Raw genomic sequence first — 16,236 nt, forward strand, 5'->3', positions numbered from 1 at the left:
CGATCACTCGAGCGCTTCGCCGAGTTCCATCCAGCGTTCCTCGACCTCGGCCAGCTCGGCCTCCATCGCGCGGATGCTCTCCGTCTCCGCGGCGAGCCCCTGGTAATCGGATTGATCGTGGTCGGCCAGTGCGGCTCGGGCGGCATCGATCTTGCTGTGCAGCTTGTCGATCCGACGTTCCAGCGAGGCCAGCTCCTTGTTGGCCGCACGCAACTCGGCGCCACTGAGAGACGGGCTCGAGTTCCCGCCGGCAGGGGTCGACGCGGTCGCCGAGGCCACCGCCGAGTTTCCCTTCGACTGTGCTGCACGCAGTTTCAGAAACTCGTCGACCCCGTTCGGGAGGTGACGCAGCTTGCCGTCGAGGACAGCGAACTGCTGATCGGTGACGCGTTCGAGGAAGTACCGGTCGTGCGAGACGACGATGAGCGTGCCCGGCCAGGAGTCGAGGAGATCCTCGAGCGCGGCGAGCATGTCGGTGTCGAGGTCGTTGGTCGGCTCGTCGAGGATCAGCACGTTGGGGGCGGCGAGCAGGATGAGGAGCAGCTGCAGCCGACGCTTCTGCCCGCCGGACAGGTCTTTGACGGGGGTGGAGAGCTGGGCGCTGTCGAAGCCCAGTCGTTCGAGGAGTTGCGACGGCGAGAGCTCCTGCGCCTTCGACCCCGAGCCGAAGGTGTAGGTGGTCTGTAGTTCGGCGATCACCTTCCGGACCGGGTCGTCGAGGTACCGGTCGAGATCGTCGAGGCGTTGGGTCAGCGTCGCGACCTTGACGGTCTTGCCACGCTTGACCCGTCCGCCGGTCGGCTCCACGGTGCCGGCGATGAGGCCGAGGAGCGTCGACTTGCCGGCGCCGTTGACGCCGAGGATGCCGGTTCGCTCACCCGGGGCGAGTCGCCACTCGACGCCGTCGAGGACGTCGCGGTCGCCATAGGACACCGACACGTCGAGGAGGTCGACGACGTCTTTGCCCAGACGCGCGGTGGCCAGGGACTGCAGGGCGACCGTGTCACGCACCGGCGGGACGTCGGCGATCAGCGCGTTGGCGGCGTCGATGCGGAACTTCGGCTTGGAGGTCCGCGCGGGGGCGCCGCGACGCAGCCAGGCGAGTTCCTTGCGGGCGAGGTTCTGCCGACGCGCCTCGACGGCCGCGGCCTGCCGGTCGCGTTCGACGCGCTGCAGGATGTAGGCCGCGTAACCACCCTCGAAGGGTTCGACGATCCGGTCGTGCACCTCCCAGGTGACGGTGCAGACCTCGTCGAGGAACCACCGATCGTGGGTGACGACCATCAACCCGCCGGCGTTGGCCGGCCAGCGCCGTTTGAGGTGCTCGGCGAGCCAGGTGATGGCCTCGACGTCGAGGTGGTTGGTCGGCTCGTCCAGCGCGAGGACGTCGTGCTCGCCGGCGAGCAGCCGGGCCAGCGACACCCGACGGCGCTGACCGCCCGACAGCGAACTGGTGGGCGCCGCCCATTCGACGTCCCCGAGCAGTCCGCCGATGACGTCGCGGACCTTGGCGTCGCCCGCCCATTCGTGTTCGGGGCGGTCGCCGACGACTGCATGCCCGACGGTCTCGCCCTCGTCGAAGACGTCGACCTGGTCCAGGACACCGATCCGCACTCCGCCACGCACGGTGACGCGACCGGAATCCGGCTGCATCCGTCCGGCGAGCATCGCCATCAGGCTCGACTTGCCGTCGCCGTTACGGCCGACGATGCCGATGCGGTCGCCCTCGTTGACCCCGAGGGACACCGACTCGAAGACCTTGGTGGTCGGGTATTCCAGGCCTAGGGTTTCCGCGCCGAGTAGATGAGCCACCCGTCAGACGCTAGTGGGTGGCCGGTGCCGGGCTAACGGCGGATGGCCCCGTTGACCATGGCCGCGAAGGCGACGGCGCCCGCCTGATTGACGTGGAAGGGCAGCGCGATGCGATTCGACAGCGAGCTCTCGTACCAGGGGTTGATCAGGTTGCACGCATCGTGGCCCGCCGATCGCCGGTTCGCGTCGATGAAGGTGCCGCCGACCTTGGTCGACGCCCGCCAGAGCGCGCCGTTGGCACGGTTGAAGACCTCGCGCATCCACCGGGCGTCGGGGTCGCTCAGCGGTACGAGCGGCCAGCATCCGCTGAAGCCGATGAAACCACCGAGCCCGACGACGATGATCTGGGCCTTCGGCGCCTTCTGCCGGATCGCACGCAGCGCCGGTGTCACCCGGTTCTCCATCAGGTCGATCCGCCACCGGACCTCGTTCTCAAGGGCGCGGTTGTGGCGACAGCGGCGGTCGGTGAACGCGGGGGTCCGGCACTGGTTCAGGATCGCGTTCCACCGCATGTCGTTGCCGCCGATGCTCACGGTGATCAGTTGCGCATCACGGGGGACCAGGTGCAGCTGGATCGGTTTGGTGCCGCCGCTGGTGTGCTGCGGGGACCGGTACAGGTGTGTCGCCTGCGCGCCCGCACACGAGGCGTCGATGAAATGCCGCGGCAGGGTCGCCCCGGCGACGAGGGTCGGGTAGTTGAACGCCGACCGCTTGCATCCCGCGAAGTACGCCGGGGTCGGGGTGTAGAAACTCCCGGACGCCCGCGAATCGCCGAGCGCGACATAGGTGCCGCCGGTGTAGCGCACGGGGGCGGCCTGCGCGGGCGCGGCCACCGCCGCCATCATCGACACCACGAACGCGGTGACCAACACCGTCGCCAACACCTGGAATCCGCCCCGGACAAACCCCACCACGCACACCACTTCCGCTACCCGCCGATTGCTCAGGAAATCTTAAGGCAACGACCCCGGGTCCGGCCGCAGAGTGCGGGATCGGTCTCGGAAGTCGGCACAAATACGGCACTCTGCCGCGGACGTGGAACCTGCACGGTTCGGCGTGCGTCTACCTGTGCATGGCCACTGCACCTGCCTTGCGGGCATTCGCTCTGGCGCGCGACGGCGTTGTCACCGCGGCCGAAGCCGGCGAGCACGGTCTCAGTCGCGGCACGATCGGACGGCGGGTGAACTCCGGTGAGTGGGTTCGTGCGAGTTCCGGCGTCTATCGGCTGGCCGATCATCCGGTGACCGCGAGGACCCGAACTCGCCTGGCCACTCTGCAGGTCTCCGCAGACGCCGTACTCAGCGGACTGGCGGCCGCATGGTGGCACGGTCTCGTGACCACACGGCCGGCGACGACAACCGTCACCGCTTCGCGGAGTTGGCACGGTTCGCCGGTGAAGGGGACGCTCGTCGTGCGAAGAAACCTCGACGAGTCCGACGTCGTGGTCGAGAAGGGCCTCACGGTGACGGCCGTGCCGCTGTCCGTCCTCGAGGGTGCCATCGAAGGAAAGATCGACGTGCTCGACCGCGCCTTGCAGGACAAGAGGGTCACCGTCGATGCTCTGGTGCAGACGTATCAGCGTCGACGACGCTGCCGAGGTGCACACGAGATGGCGAAGATGCTCGCGCTCCTGGGTTCTGGTGCTCGTTCGGTCGCCGAGCGATCGCCTGATGGTCCTCACAGAGTGCGGGATTCGTACTGGAAACCGGCACGAATCCCGCACTCTGCGGACACGGGTCCTACACCTACAGGCCGAGATCCTTGGCGATGATCGTCTTCATGACCTCGCTGGTGCCGCCGTAGATGCGGGTGACACGGGTGTCGGCGTACAGCCGGGCGATCGGGTACTCCAGGACGTAGCCGTACCCGCCGTGCAACTGCAGGCACTTGTCGATGACCTTGCCCGCCGTCTCGGTGGCGAACAGCTTCGCGCGGGCCGCGTCCGGGACGGTGAGCTCGCCCTCGTTGTGGAGTTCGAGTGCCCGGTCGACGAATTGCCGGATGGCCTCCACCTCGGCGGAGCACTCGGCGAGTACGAACTTGGTGTTCTGGAACGCGGCAACGGGTTTGCCGAAGACGTCGCGCTCCTTGGTGTAGGCGATCGCGTGCTGGACGGCGGCGGCCGCGGTGGCCGACGCCCCGATGGCGATGGTCAGCCGTTCCTGCGCGAGGTTGTGCGCCAGGTAGGAGAAGCCCGCGCCCTCCTCGCCGAGCCGATCCTCGACGGGAACCCGGACCGAGCTGAACGAGAGCTCGGCGGTGTCGGAGGCCTTGAGTCCGATCTTCTCGATCTTGCGACCCACCGCGAAACCCTCGGATGCGGTGTCGACGACCAGGATCGACAGCCCCGCACGACGATTCGACTCGTCGAACGCCGCGGTTCGGGCGACCACCAGGATGCGATCGGCCAGCGCTCCACCCGTGATGAACGTCTTCGCGCCGTCGAGTACGTAGTGCGACCCGTCCTCGGACAGCTTGGCCGTGGTCGAGATGTTGGCGAGGTCCGAGCCGGTTCCGGGTTCGGTCATCGCGATGGCGAACATGAGTTCGCCGGAACAGAATCCGGGCAGCCAGCGCTGCTTCTGCTCGGCGGTGGCGTACTCGACGAGGTAGGGGAGGATCAGGTTGGAGTGCACCGAGTAGCTGCCGAAGGTGACACCCGCGGCCGAGGTCTCCTCGGCTATCACCATCGAGTAGGTGAAGTCCGAGACACCTCCGCCGCCGAACTCCTCGGGCGCTTCGATACCCAGGACGCCGAGTTCGCCCAGCCGGTTGTAGAACTCGCGCGGCGGATGCCCCTGCTTCTCCCAGTCGTGGTAGACGGGCGCAACCTCTTTGGCGATGAAGTCCCTGATCGTCTTGCGGAAGGATTCGTGGTCCTCGGTGAAGATGCGGCGCTGCATGTGATCCCTCGAAACTGTTGTGGGCGGGTGGTTCTGACGACGTTCATCGCTGCGGCGGTCATCGCTCCCGATACTCGCGCAGCAGTCCCTTGGAGATGATCTGTTTCTGGATTTCGCTGGTGCCCTCGCCGATCAGCAGGAATGGCGCGTCGCGCATCAGCCGCTCGATCTCGAATTCCTTCGAATAGCCGTAGCCACCGTGGATTCGGAAGCTGGCCTGCGTGACCTCGGCGCAGTACTCGCTGCACAGGTACTTGGCCATCCCGGCGGCGACGTCGTTGCGCTCGCCGGAGTCTTTCAATCGCGCCGCGTTGACCATCATCAGGTGCGCGGCCTCGACCTTGGTCGCCATCTCGGCCAGCGAGAACGCGATGGCCTGATGTTCGGCGATGGGTTTGCCGAACGTGGATCGCTGCTGTGCGTACTTCACGCCGAGTTCGAATGCGCGCTGGGCGATTCCGCAGGCGCGCGCCGACACGTTGACCCGCCCGACCTCGACGCCGTCCATCATGTGCGCGAAACCGCGGCCGGGTTCGCCGCCGAGGATGTCCGTGGCCGGCGCGCGATAACCGTCGAAGATCAGCTCGGTGGTGTCGATGCCCTTGTAGCCCATCTTGTCCAGCTTGCGCGGGATCGTCAGGCCGGGCAGCACCTCGCCGAATCCGGCGGGTTTCTCCACCAGGAACGCCGTGAGGTTCTTGTGCGGCCGTTCGCTGCCCTCGTCGGTACGGACCAGAGCGGCAACGAGAGTCGACGACCCGCCGTTCGTCAGCCACATCTTCTGCCCGCTGATGACGTATGCGTCGGCTCCGTCCCGCTTCGCGATGGTCTTGATCGCCGCCACGTCCGACCCGAGTTCCGGTTCGGACATCGAGAACGCGCCGCGGACCTCACCGGTCGCCATGCGTGGCAGGAACCGTTGCTTCTGGTCGTCGGTCCCGTGCTGGCGGATCATGTACGCCACGATGAAATGGGTGTTGATCACCCCGGACACGCTCATCCACCCGCGAGCGAGTTCTTCGACGCACAGGGCGTAGGTGAGCAGTGACTCGCCCAGCCCGCCGTACTCCTCGGGGATCATCAGGCCGAACAGGCCCATCTCGGCCATGCCGTCGACGATGGCTTGTGGATACTCGTCGGCGTGCTCGAGCTCCTGCGCGGCGGGGATGATCTGTTTGTCGACGAACGAGCGGACGTTGGCCAGGATCTCCGTCTGGATCTCGGTGAGGCCCAGGGTCTGCGCGAGGCGGGTCATGGTGGTGGCTTGTCTCCGAAGTCGGTCGGGGTGCGAACGCACCATCGGCGGCGAAGTGGCGTGCGACTCCACACGGTCCGTCTCACAGCATGCACGCCTCGACCTCGGCGAGGTAGTCGCCGTGAACTAAGGGAGCGATAGCGCGTGCCAATGAAACGAGGGGTGCCGAACGCACCAACGCTAAGTCTCCGATAGGGCCTGCCAATGACCCCAGCTCGCGCCGGCGCGGGCCTGGACACATAGGCAGGCGCAGTCGGATCGTTTGCCGAGCGAACGTTGTCAGTGGTGTTCACGCGCGGTTTGAATCAGGACAGATGTGATCCACCCCACTCGGCGATCGCATCGTCACCCAGACCACTCGTCGGAAGAGGTATCACCATGCCGGTCACGACCACCTCCGGATCAGGACCCGGGAAGAGGCCCGCGTTCGCGGCGCGCGCCTCATCCGGAGAGGCCACGCAGACCACCGACTTCGAAGCGGGCCGGACCCCGCGGGGCCTCGGCCCGCGCGGCGAATCCCGCGCCGGCGCCTGGGGTCTCACGGCTCTGCTGGTGAGCCTCTACGTGATCAACTACGCCGACAAGGCGGTGCTGGGCATCATCGCGCAACCGCTCCGCGAAGAGCTGGGCCTGAGCTCGTCCCAGATCGGTCTCGTCGGCAGCCTGTTCTTCCTGACGTTCACGATCGGCGGCTTCTTCGCGGGACTGCTCAACCGCTGGATGACCCTGCGCTGGTCGCTGGTCCTGCTGGCGCTGTGCTGGGCCGCGGCGATGCTACCGATGGTCATGGTGGCGTCGTTCGCGGTCCTCATCCTCAGCCGGCTGTTCCTCGGTCTCGCCGAAGGTCCGAGTTCGGCGCTCCTGCACACCGCTGCCTACTCCTGGCACCCCCCGGCCCGACGCGCGCTGCCCGGCGCACTCCTCGCCGGGGCGGCGTCGATCTCGAAGATCGCGATCGCTCCGCTGCTCGCCGTGATCACCGTGAGCTTCGGATGGCGTTGGGCGCTGATCTCCCTCGCCGCCGGCGGCCTCGTCTGGTGCGTCGTCTGGCTGTCGACCTGGCGTAACGGCCCGTACATCGCGAGCGGCAAGGCGTCCAAGAAGACGCCCGCCGCGAGCGCCGATGCCGAACCGGCGACGCCGTGGATCTCGATCTTCCGCTCGCGCACCTTCGTCACCGGAGCCCTCGTGGTCATGAGTGTCTACGCGCTGGTCAGCGTCGTGCTGACCTGGCTGCCGTCGTACTTCGAAGAAGGACTGGGCTACAGCCGGCTGCAGTCCGGGTCGATGTTCGCGTTCCCCTCGATCGTCGGCCTGGTCCTGATGGTGCTGAGTTCGATCACGAGTGACCGGATGATCTCGAAGGGGGCGACGTCGCGGATGCTGCGCATCGTCGTGCCGTCGGTCGGGGTCCTCGTCTCGGGCGTCCTGCTGTTCCTGCTGCCCTCGGTCGGCACCCCGATCATCGCGGTAGCGATCCTGTCGATCGGCTATGGCTCCGCGGCCACGGTGTTCCCGCTGTTCAACGCCGCCGTCGCCGAGATCTGCCCGCCCCGGCAGACCGCGGGCACGCTGGGCGTCTTCCTGGCGATCATGGCGATCGGCGGTCTCGTCGCGCCGTACGCCACGGGTGTCATCGTCGACGCGGCCGCCACACCCGCCGAGGGCTACGCCACCGCGTTCCAGGTGCTCGGGATCGTCGCCGCGGTGTGCGCGCTACTCGCCCTGGTGTTCGCCGATCCCGAGCGGGACCGTGCCCGGTTGCGTCCGCACGCGCCGGCCGTCGAAGGCGCCACACCGTGACCTACGCGTCCCATAGGCAGGGCCTCATCGACTGTGAGTGTGAATCGACTTGTCTGCCAAGCGCCCCGGTGGTCGGCTCGTCACAACGGGCGATCGGCGTCCGCCGGCGTCGTGCACGCCGGACACAACCACATCCCTTGCCCTGACCTCGAGGAGTCCCCATGCGTGATGCAGTGATCGTCGACGCGGTCCGCGCGCCCATCGGCCGCCGCCGCGGCGCCCTGTCCGGTATCCATCCCGCCGATTTGTCGGCCCACGTACTCGAGGCGCTCGTCGAGCGGACCGGCCTCGATCCGGCCGTCGTCGACGATGTGGTGTGGGGTTGTGTCAGCCAGGCCGCCGAACAGGCGGGCAATGTCGCGCGGACGGCCGTACTCGCCGCCGGCTGGCCCGAGAGTGTCCCCGGGACCACCGTGACCCGTGCCTGCGGATCGAGCCAGCAGGCGGTCAGCATGGCGGCCGCGGCGGTTGCGTCGGGTCAGCAGGACGTCGTGATCGCCGGCGGTGTCGAGTCGATGAGTCGGGTGCCGATGGGCAGCGCGGCACCGAACGGCGAGCATCAGCCGCCCACGGTCCTCGACCGCTACGGCGTCGACAAGTTCAGCCAGGGGATCGGCGCCGAGATGGTCGCCGCGAAATGGGGATTGGATCGCACCCGTCTCGATGAGTACTCGCTGCGATCGCATGAGCTCGCCGCGCAGGCGGCCGACCGCGGCGCGTTCGACGCCCAGCTGGCCCCGATCCCGGGAGTGCTCGAGGGCGACGAGGGAATCCGGCGCGGTGGCACCCTCGAGTCGCTCGCCAAGCTCAAGCCGGCCTTCAGCGAGGACGGCGTCATCCACGCCGGCAACTCCTCGCAGATCTCCGACGGATCGGCTGCCCTGCTGATCATGTCCGCCGAGACCGCGAAGTCGCACGGTCTCACGCCGATCGCCCGAATCCACACCGCGGTCGTCGCCGCCGACGACCCGGTGATCATGCTGACCGGACCGATCCCGGCCACGGCGAAGGCACTCAAGCGCTCCGGGCTGTCGATCGACGACATCGGGGCCTTCGAGATCAACGAGGCTTTCGCCCCGGTGCCCCTGGCCTGGCAAGCCGAGACCGGCGCCGACATCGAGCGTCTCAACCCACTCGGCGGTGCGATCGCCGTCGGCCATCCCCTCGGCGGATCCGGCGCGATCCTCATGACGCGGCTCGTCCACCACATGCGCGACAACGGCATCCGGTACGGGCTGCAGTCGATGTGCGAAGCCGGCGGCATGGCCAACACCACCATCCTCGAACTGCTCTGACGGCAGAGCCTCCGCTCCGGCGGCGCGAGGAGCGGTGGGCCCCCTTCGCTCCCTGAGGAGCGTCCGGAGCTTGCGGAGGGCGCGCCTGTTCTCGCTCCCTGAGGAGCGTCCGGAGCTTGCGGAGGGCGCGTCACGAAGGGTCTGCCACGCACCTCGCCAGGACCCTTCGTGACGCTCGCAAGCTCGCTCCTCAGGGAGCAGGGTTGGGCTCGCAAGCTCGCTCCTCAGGGAGCAGGGTTGGGCTCGCAAGCTCGCTCCTCAGGGAGCAGGGTTGGGCTCGCTTCGCTCGCTCCTCAGGGAGCACGAAAAATCACATCGAAAGGTACTTAATAACAATGGAACTCAAAGGACGCTCGATCGCGATCACCGGTGGCGCATCCGGTCTCGGTCTCGCAACCGCCCAACGTGTCGTCGACGCCGGTGGGCTGGTCACCCTGATCGATCTGCCGACCTCGGACGGGCAGGCCGTGGCCGACGGACTCGGCACCGCTGCCTCGTTCGCCGCCGCCGACATCACCGATGCCGAACAGTTCGCCGCCGCACTCGATGTCGCCGACAACCGCGGAGGTCTGCGCGGACTCGTGCACTGTGCCGGAGCCGGCCGGCGGATGCGCATCCTCGACAAGGAGGGCAAGGCGGGTTCGGTCGAGGACTTCGAATTCGTCATCAAGCTCAACCTCGTCGGGTCGTTCCATGCGCTCGCGCTCGGCGCGGAACGCATCGCGCGGCAGGAACCGGTCGACGGCGAACGCGGCGCCATCGTCATGACCGCGTCGGTCGCGGCGTTCGAGGGACAGATAGGCCAGATCAACTACGCGGCGTCGAAGGCGGGCATCGTCGGGATGACGCTGGTCGCCGCGCGGGACCTGGCCAGCAAGCTCATCCGTGTCAACACCATCGCGCCGGGCACGATGGACACGCCGCTGCTCGCGCGTCTGCGCGACGACGTGCGCGATGCGCTGGCCGCGAGCATCCCCAACCCCGCACGGCTGGGGCGTCCGGAGGAGTTCGGCCGGCTCGCGGCCTCGATCCTGGAGAACTCCTACCTCAACGGCGAGACCATCCGCCTCGACGGGGCGATCCGGATGGCGCCGAGGTAGCCGGAGCCGGCACGAACGATTCGGCACTCCCACAACGCCTCTCGAGAGGAACATCGCGATGTCTGCCCCGACGCCCACCACTCTCCGCTATCCCGAGACCACGATGGCGGTACTGCCGGCGAGTATGGCGGCCCTGTACGGCGATCGTGCAGCCGTCGTCGACGGCGCGACGACGCTCACGTTCGCCGGGCTCGACGCACGGTCGGCCGCGGTGGCGTCGGCGTTGCGCTCCGCGGGGGTCGCCGATCGCGATGTGGTCCTGCTGTACCTGACCAACAGCGTCGAGTTCGTCGTCGCCTACTACGGGTCGTTGCGCGCGGGCGCATCCGTGACCCTGGTCAATCCGTTGCAGCCCGTACCGGGTCTGCGGCGTCAGATCGCGGAAACCGGTGCGGTGGTGGGTTTCACGCAGGTCGAACAGTCCGGGCGTCTCCTGGAAGCCGCCGCCGGTACGAGGTTGACGACGGTGGTGACGGTGGACGGGGCCGCGGATGCGCGGGACGGCATCGACACCGTCCCCCTCGCGGAGTTCGTCGCCGGGCATGGTGCGGCACCGCAGGTTTCGACCACGAGCGACGACGTCGCGCATCTGGCCTTCACCGGTGGCACCACGGGTGTGTCCAAGGGCGTGCGGGTCCTGCATCGCAACGTCCTCGGCAACGTCACGCAGATGATCGGCTGGCGGGCGGGACATTCCGTCGAGGTGGGTGCCGACGGGCTCCTGACGTTGGCACCCCGGTCGGCGGAGAACCCGGGGGTCGTCCCCGGGCACGCGGCGACGGTCGTGGTGTCCCCGCTGTTCCACGCGCATGCCCTCATCAACATGTCGTTTCTCCTTCTGTGCGGCGCCACGCACGTGTTCGCCGGTCGTTTCGAACCCGGACGGATGCTGGCCCTCATCGAGGAGCACCGGGCGTCGTACGTGACGGGTAGCCCAGCGATGTGGCACGCGCTCGCCGTGCACCCCGACGTCTCCGCGCGGGACCTGACCTCGGTGCGGGTCGTCTCCTCCGGCGCCGCACCGATCGACCATGTGACTCTCGAGCAGCTCCAAAAGGCGTTCCCGGCAGCGGCGATCGTGGAGGGCTACGGCCTCACCGAGGCGACATGCCTGGTGTCCTCGGCGCCCCTGACGTCCGCGGGACGATACCGGCTCGGCAGTGTGGGTCTGCCGACGTTCGACACCGAGATCGAGATCCGCGCCGTCGACGATCCGACCGTCGTCCTCGCGCCGGGGGAGAAGGGGCAGTTGTGGGTGCGTGGACCGCAGGTCACCGACGGCTACCTCGATCACCCCGACAAGACGGCCAAACAGTTCGTCGACGGGTGGCTCGACACCGGTGACATCGCCTACCGCGACGCCGACGGGTACCTCTACATCTGCGACCGCGCGAAGGACATGCTGATCTACAAGGGCTACAACGTGTATCCGCGCGAGCTCGAGGAGATCCTGGTGACGCATCCCGACGTCGAGGCGGCCGCGGTCGTCGCCCGGGAGGCGGGTGCGGTGGGTCAGGAACCGGTCGCCTTTCTCGTCGCCCGGGGCGGTCATGTCATCGACGCCGATGCGGTGTCGGACTTCGTCGCGGCACAGGTGTTGCCGTACAAGAAGATTCGCGATGTGTTCGTCGTCGACGAGCTGCCAACGTCGGCGGCGGGCAAGGTCCAGAAGGTGGCGTTGCGGGAGCGCCTGGCGAAAGCCTGAGGTCCCGGGCGCCGGCGCACGAACGAGGCGCCGGCGCGGCGCACGCCGGCGGGGTCAGCGTTGCGCGCGCTTGACCAGGTTGCGCCCGATGATGAGTCGCTGGATCTCGCTGGTGCCCTCGTACAGGCGGAGCAATCGCACCTCGCGGTAGATGCGCTCGACCGGGACGTCGCGCATGTAGCCGCTGCCGCCGTGGATCTGCACGGCGAGGTCGGCGACCTTGCCGACCATCTCGGTGCAGAACAGTTTGGCAGCCGACGGGGCGATGCGCCGGTCGGTGTCGTCGACCCAGGCACGGGCCGCCTCCCGGACCAGTGCGCGCCCGGCCATGACACCGGATTGCTGATCGGCGAGCATCGCCTGGACCAATTGGAACTCGCCGATGGCGGTACCGCCCTGGGTGGCGGTCGCGGCCCACGAGACAGACTCGTCGAGCGCCCGCTGGGCGGTGCCCACCGAGAGTGCGGCGATATGGACCCGGCCGCGGGCGAGGCTCATCATCGCGGCCTTGTAGCCCACGTCCTCACTGCCGCCGACGAGGGCCGAATCCGGCACGCGGACACCGTCGAAGTGCACGTCGGAGGTCCAGGCGCCCTCCTGGCCCATCTTGCGATCCTTGGCTCCGACGCTGAGCCCCGCGGCATCGGCGGGGACGAGGAACACCGCGATGCCGGTGCCGGCGTCGTCGGCCGGCCGGGTTCGCGCGAACACGACGAACAGATCGGCCAGCGGGGCGTTGGTGATGAACCGCTTCTCGCCGGTGATCACCCAGTCATCGCCGTCGCGGACGGCTTTCGTGCGCAGTCCGGCCGGGTCGGACCCGGCCCCCGGTTCCGTCAGCGCGAACGAGGCGACCACCTCGCCGGACGCGATCTTCTCCAGCCAGGCGGTCTTCTGTTCGTCGGTGCCGAAGTGGACGAGGACCTGGCCGGCGATGCCGTTGTTGGTGCCGAACATCGACCGCAGTGCCAGGGACGTGTAGCCCAGCTCCATCGCGAGTTCGACGTCCTGGGTGAGGTCGAGGCCGAGGCCGCCCCATTCCTGTGGGATGGCGTAGCCGAAAAGGCCCATGTCCTTGGCTGTTTGGCGGATGTCGTCCGGGATCGCGTCGGTGTCGAGGATCTCCTGCTCACGGGGGACCACCGCCTCGCGGACGAACGCACGCGTCGCGGCGAGGATGTCGGCGAAATCCTCTGGGCCCACCTGGGAGGTCGTGGCTGGTTGCATCACACCGGTCATGAAACCACTCTGGCGTGTCCGCCTGCGACCGTCCAATACGAAACCGGGATCGATCCGATAGCCGCTGCGTATGAGCGCGGAGGGGTTCGACGGCGCCGGATCTCGATAGATTGAGGTCACTCAACCGTTCCCGGAAGGACGACACCACACATGGCTCCCAGCACCACCGCCGAGTTGCTGCTCGAAGGACGCACCGCCGTCGTGACCGGCGGCGCGCAGGGCATCGGTCTCGAGATCGCCCGGTCGTTCGTCGGCGCAGGCGCCCGAGTCGTCCTCGGTGATCTCAGCCTCGACGCCGCGCAGGCCGCCGTCGACGAACTCGGCGGCAGCGAGGTGGCCCGGGCGGTGCGGTGCGACGTCGTCGACGCGGGCGAGGTCGACACACTGCTCGCGACGGCGGTCGAGGGCTTCGGATCCCTCGACGTCCTGGTGAACAACGCGGGAATCACCCGGGACGCGACGATGCGGACGATGACCGAAGACGACTTCGACCAGGTCATCTCCGTGCATCTCAAGGGCACCTGGAACGGGACGCGCAAGGCGGCGGCGATCATGCGCGAGGCCAAGCGCGGTGCGATCGTGAACATCTCGTCGTTGTCCGGCAAGGTCGGCATGGTGGGACAGACCAACTACTCGGCGGCCAAGGCGGGCATCGTCGGACTGACCAAGGCCGCAGCCAAGGAGATGGCCCATCACGGTGTGCGGGTCAACGCGATCCAGCCCGGCCTGATCCGGTCGGCGATGACCGAGGCGATGCCGCAGAAGGCGTGGGACCAGAAGATGGCGGAGATCCCGATGCGACGCGCCGGTGAGGTCGGTGAGGTCGCGAGCGTGGCCCTGTTCCTCGCCTCGGACATGTCGTCGTACATGACGGGCACCGTCCTCGAGGTCACCGGCGGTCGCTTCATGTGACGGTCCGCGCCCACCGAACCCCGCACGCTTCTCTTCACCCGAAAGGTCACCCATGCGCGACGTCGTCATCTGCGAACCGGTACGCACCCCCATCGGCCGCTACGGCGGAATGTTCACGAGCCTCACCGCCGTCGACCTCGGGGTCGCCGCGCTGACCGGAATGCTCGACCGCACGGGGCTCGACCCGGAGAAGGTCGAAGACGTCATCCTCGGACATTGCAACGGCAACAGCGAGGCGCCGGCGCTCGGTCGTGTGATAGCACTCGACGCCGGATTGCCGATCACGGTGGGCGGCATGCACATCGATCGACGATGCGGCTCGGGCCTGCAAGCCGTCATCCAGGCCGCCTACCAGGTGTCCGCGGGCGACAACGACCTCGTCGTCGCGGGCGGGGCCGAGTCGATGAGCAATGCGTCGTTCTACTCCGTCGACATGCGGTGGGGTGGGGCCCGCACCGGTATCGCGATGCACGACAGCCTCGTTCGTGCTCGCTCGACCGCCGGCGGCAAGAACTATCCGGTGCCCGGCGGGATGATCGAGACGGCCGAGAACCTGCGCAAGGAGTACGAGATCTCCCGCGCGGAGCAGGACGAGCTGGCTGTGGCATCGCACGAACGAGCGGTCCGCGCCCAGAAGGACGGCATACTGGCCGAGGAGATCATCCCGGTCACGGTGCCCGGCCGCAAAGGCGATCAGGTCATCGACACCGACGAACATCCGCGTCCCGATGTCTCGGTCGAATCGCTGTCGAAACTGAAGCCGATCATGGGCACGACCGATCCGGACGCGACCGTGACGGCGGGCAACGCCAGTGGCCAGAACGACGCCGCGTCGATGGCGATCGTGACCACACCCGAGGTCGCGGAGAAGCTGGGCCTACGTCCACTGGTGAAGCTGGTGTCCTGGGGTCTGGCGGGGGTACCGCCGCGCACCATGGGGATCGGACCGGTACCCGCGACCGAAAAGGCGCTCGCGAAGGCCGGACTGACACTCGCCGACATCGACGTGATCGAGTTGAACGAGGCCTTCGCGGCGCAAGCGCTGGCGGTGACGCGCGAGTGGGGATTCGGCCGGTTCGGCGCCGGTGGCGACTTCGAGCGCACCAACGTCAACGGTTCGGGTATCTCCCTGGGACACCCCGTCGGCGCGACCGGCGGCCGCATGCTGGCCTCGCTGGCCCGCGAACTGCACCGTCGAGATGCGCGCTACGGGCTGGAGACCATGTGTATCGGCGGCGGCCAGGGACTCGCGGCGGTCTTCGAGCGCGTCGCCTGACACCGAGACTCACCGGGCCCCACCTGATCCGCACCGGTGGGGCCCGGTGTTCCACCCGTCATCCCGCCGATTCGCGCACGAGGTCGACGAATGCCTGGCCGACGGCCGACAGAGACGGCGGGTGGAAAGCGATCGCGAAGGGACGCACTACATTCGGCTCGATCTCGCGGATGACGACCGGTTCGTCGGCCGACTCCGCGACCGACCGCTCGAGGAGCGTACCGCCGATCCCGGACTCCACCATGGGAAGCCGTTCCTCGCGGATCTCCGACAGTACGGCCAGCGGTGGCCGGACGCCCGCGACTCGGATGGCCTCCTCGAACTCGTCGGCCACCGAGTAGCCGCGCGGCACGAAGACCATCGGGATCGACGGCAGGTTGTTCAGCGGGATCGGGCCATCGGGCACCTCGGTACCGGGTGGGTAGACCAGCACGTGTTCGTGTTCGCCGATCACGATCACCTCGAGATCGTCACCGGCGATGGGCAGGTGGGCGACGGCGAACTCGCAGTGACCGTCCTCGATGGCCGACGCGGCCCTGGTCTCGTCGCGTAATTCGCCGAGTCGCACCGACACTCGCGGATACGTGGCCCGGAACCGGGCGACGAGATCGACGACGGGCCCGACGGCGGTCGCGGCGAAGGCGAGAATGTCCAGGTGGCCGGTGAGTTCGTCCGCCGACGCGGAGAGCAGATCGTCGACGGCATCCATGTCCCGCACGATCTGCCGTGCGGGACCGACCATCGTGCGCCCGGCCGCCGACAGGACCATCCCGCGACCGATGCGGTGGAACAGCTGAACCCCGAGTTCGCGTTCGAGCGCCCGGAGTGCCTGGGACACAGTGGGTTGGGCGACACCCAGGGCCGATGCCGCACCACCGATGCCCTTGTTCTCGACCACTGCCAGGAAGTATTCGACCTGCCGCAATTCCATGGTGG

General features: G+C 68.1%; 13 protein-coding genes. 7 read left to right on the forward strand and 6 right to left on the reverse strand.

What is annotated here, in order from left to right:
- Window positions 1-3: 3 nt before the first annotated feature.
- Together ABIC25_RS03350 and ABIC25_RS03355 are read right to left on the reverse strand one after the other, a co-directional pair.
- On the reverse strand, window positions 4-1,812 hold the full coding sequence (locus ABIC25_RS03350; protein WP_354559950.1) for an ABC-F family ATP-binding cassette domain-containing protein: 1,809 nt from the start codon (window positions 1,810-1,812) through the stop codon (window positions 4-6).
- 32 nt (window positions 1,813-1,844) lie between these two features.
- Window positions 1,845-2,657, reverse strand: a complete 813-nt coding sequence (locus ABIC25_RS03355; RefSeq protein ID WP_435529097.1) for an SGNH/GDSL hydrolase family protein — start codon at window positions 2,655-2,657, stop codon at window positions 1,845-1,847.
- A gap of 227 nt (window positions 2,658-2,884) precedes the next feature.
- Here ABIC25_RS03355 and ABIC25_RS03360 point away from each other — a divergent pair, with 227 nt between their 5' ends.
- Window positions 2,885-3,583, forward strand: coding sequence for a type IV toxin-antitoxin system AbiEi family antitoxin domain-containing protein (locus ABIC25_RS03360; RefSeq protein WP_354559953.1), 699 nt, complete (start codon window positions 2,885-2,887; stop codon window positions 3,581-3,583).
- On the opposite strand, the gene ABIC25_RS03365 is transcribed toward ABIC25_RS03360, so the two are convergent.
- Both ABIC25_RS03365 and ABIC25_RS03370 read right to left on the reverse strand, forming a co-directional pair.
- Window positions 3,558-4,715, reverse strand: a complete 1,158-nt coding sequence (locus tag ABIC25_RS03365; protein WP_354559955.1) for an acyl-CoA dehydrogenase family protein — start codon at window positions 4,713-4,715, stop codon at window positions 3,558-3,560. The genes ABIC25_RS03360 and ABIC25_RS03365 overlap by 26 nt on opposite strands.
- Window positions 4,716-4,773: 58 nt before the next feature.
- Window positions 4,774-5,970 carry an acyl-CoA dehydrogenase family protein gene (locus ABIC25_RS03370; protein ID WP_064569346.1) on the reverse strand — a complete coding sequence of 399 codons (1,197 nt, stop codon included), beginning with the start codon at window positions 5,968-5,970 and terminating at the stop codon, window positions 4,774-4,776.
- A gap of 378 nt (window positions 5,971-6,348) precedes the next feature.
- Here ABIC25_RS03370 and ABIC25_RS03375 point away from each other — a divergent pair, with 378 nt between their 5' ends.
- The 4 genes from ABIC25_RS03375 to ABIC25_RS03390 all read left to right on the forward strand — a co-directional run bounded on the left by ABIC25_RS03375 (window position 6,349) and on the right by ABIC25_RS03390 (window position 11,873).
- Window positions 6,349-7,773, forward strand: coding sequence for an MFS transporter (locus ABIC25_RS03375; RefSeq protein ID WP_354559956.1), 1,425 nt, complete (start codon window positions 6,349-6,351; stop codon window positions 7,771-7,773).
- A gap of 161 nt (window positions 7,774-7,934) precedes the next feature.
- A complete protein-coding gene (locus ABIC25_RS03380) occupies window positions 7,935-9,068 on the forward strand; it encodes a thiolase family protein (protein ID WP_354559958.1) in 1,134 nt (377 codons plus the stop codon).
- A gap of 335 nt (window positions 9,069-9,403) precedes the next feature.
- Window positions 9,404-10,168, forward strand: coding sequence for an SDR family NAD(P)-dependent oxidoreductase (locus ABIC25_RS03385; RefSeq protein WP_354559960.1), 765 nt, complete (start codon window positions 9,404-9,406; stop codon window positions 10,166-10,168).
- Window positions 10,169-10,226: 58 nt separating this feature from the next.
- Entirely contained in the window at window positions 10,227-11,873 is a 1,647-nt protein-coding gene (locus ABIC25_RS03390; RefSeq protein ID WP_354559961.1) for a class I adenylate-forming enzyme family protein, read from the forward strand.
- A gap of 54 nt (window positions 11,874-11,927) precedes the next feature.
- Here ABIC25_RS03390 and ABIC25_RS03395 read toward each other — a convergent pair whose 3' ends face one another.
- A complete protein-coding gene (locus ABIC25_RS03395; protein ID WP_064569379.1) occupies window positions 11,928-13,112 on the reverse strand; it encodes an acyl-CoA dehydrogenase family protein in 1,185 nt (394 codons plus the stop codon).
- Window positions 13,113-13,262: 150 nt separating this feature from the next.
- Here ABIC25_RS03395 and fabG point away from each other — a divergent pair, with 150 nt between their 5' ends.
- Together fabG and ABIC25_RS03405 are read left to right on the forward strand one after the other, a co-directional pair.
- On the forward strand, window positions 13,263-14,024 hold the full coding sequence (gene fabG / locus ABIC25_RS03400) for a 3-oxoacyl-ACP reductase FabG (RefSeq protein ID WP_064569351.1): 762 nt from the start codon (window positions 13,263-13,265) through the stop codon (window positions 14,022-14,024).
- Window positions 14,025-14,076: 52 nt separating this feature from the next.
- Window positions 14,077-15,300 (forward strand): acetyl-CoA C-acetyltransferase, encoded by a 1,224-nt coding sequence (locus tag ABIC25_RS03405; RefSeq protein WP_354559963.1) that lies wholly within the window; start codon window positions 14,077-14,079, stop codon window positions 15,298-15,300.
- A 58-nt stretch (window positions 15,301-15,358) separates the two neighbouring features.
- On the opposite strand, the gene ABIC25_RS03410 is transcribed toward ABIC25_RS03405, so the two are convergent.
- A complete protein-coding gene (locus tag ABIC25_RS03410; RefSeq protein WP_239400825.1) occupies window positions 15,359-16,231 on the reverse strand; it encodes a LysR family transcriptional regulator in 873 nt (290 codons plus the stop codon).
- Window positions 16,232-16,236: the final 5 nt, after the last annotated feature.

The organism is Gordonia sp. PvP123 (assembly GCF_040547295.1).
Classification (GTDB): Bacteria; Actinomycetota; Actinomycetes; order Mycobacteriales; family Mycobacteriaceae; genus Gordonia; species Gordonia terrae.

Excerpts from the sequence above, each read along its gene's own strand:
- ABIC25_RS03405 (WP_354559963.1), top strand. The coding sequence starts at position 14,077 with ATGCGCGACGTCGTCATCTGCGAACCGGTACGCACCCCCATCGGCCGC.
- ABIC25_RS03380 (WP_354559958.1), top strand. The coding sequence starts at position 7,935 with ATGCGTGATGCAGTGATCGTCGACGCGGTCCGCGCGCCCATCGGCCGC.
- ABIC25_RS03410 (WP_239400825.1), bottom strand. The coding sequence starts at position 16,231 with ATGGAATTGCGGCAGGTCGAATACTTCCTGGCAGTGGTCGAGAACAAG.
- ABIC25_RS03390 (WP_354559961.1), top strand. The coding sequence starts at position 10,227 with ATGTCTGCCCCGACGCCCACCACTCTCCGCTATCCCGAGACCACGATG.
- ABIC25_RS03375 (WP_354559956.1), top strand. The coding sequence starts at position 6,349 with ATGCCGGTCACGACCACCTCCGGATCAGGACCCGGGAAGAGGCCCGCG.
- ABIC25_RS03370 (WP_064569346.1), bottom strand. The coding sequence starts at position 5,970 with ATGACCCGCCTCGCGCAGACCCTGGGCCTCACCGAGATCCAGACGGAG.
- ABIC25_RS03360 (WP_354559953.1), top strand. The coding sequence starts at position 2,885 with ATGGCCACTGCACCTGCCTTGCGGGCATTCGCTCTGGCGCGCGACGGC.
- ABIC25_RS03355 (WP_435529097.1), bottom strand. The coding sequence starts at position 2,657 with ATGATGGCGGCGGTGGCCGCGCCCGCGCAGGCCGCCCCCGTGCGCTAC.
- ABIC25_RS03395 (WP_064569379.1), bottom strand. The coding sequence starts at position 13,112 with ATGACCGGTGTGATGCAACCAGCCACGACCTCCCAGGTGGGCCCAGAG.
- ABIC25_RS03365 (WP_354559955.1), bottom strand. The coding sequence starts at position 4,715 with ATGCAGCGCCGCATCTTCACCGAGGACCACGAATCCTTCCGCAAGACG.
- fabG (WP_064569351.1), top strand. The coding sequence starts at position 13,263 with ATGGCTCCCAGCACCACCGCCGAGTTGCTGCTCGAAGGACGCACCGCC.
- ABIC25_RS03385 (WP_354559960.1), top strand. The coding sequence starts at position 9,404 with ATGGAACTCAAAGGACGCTCGATCGCGATCACCGGTGGCGCATCCGGT.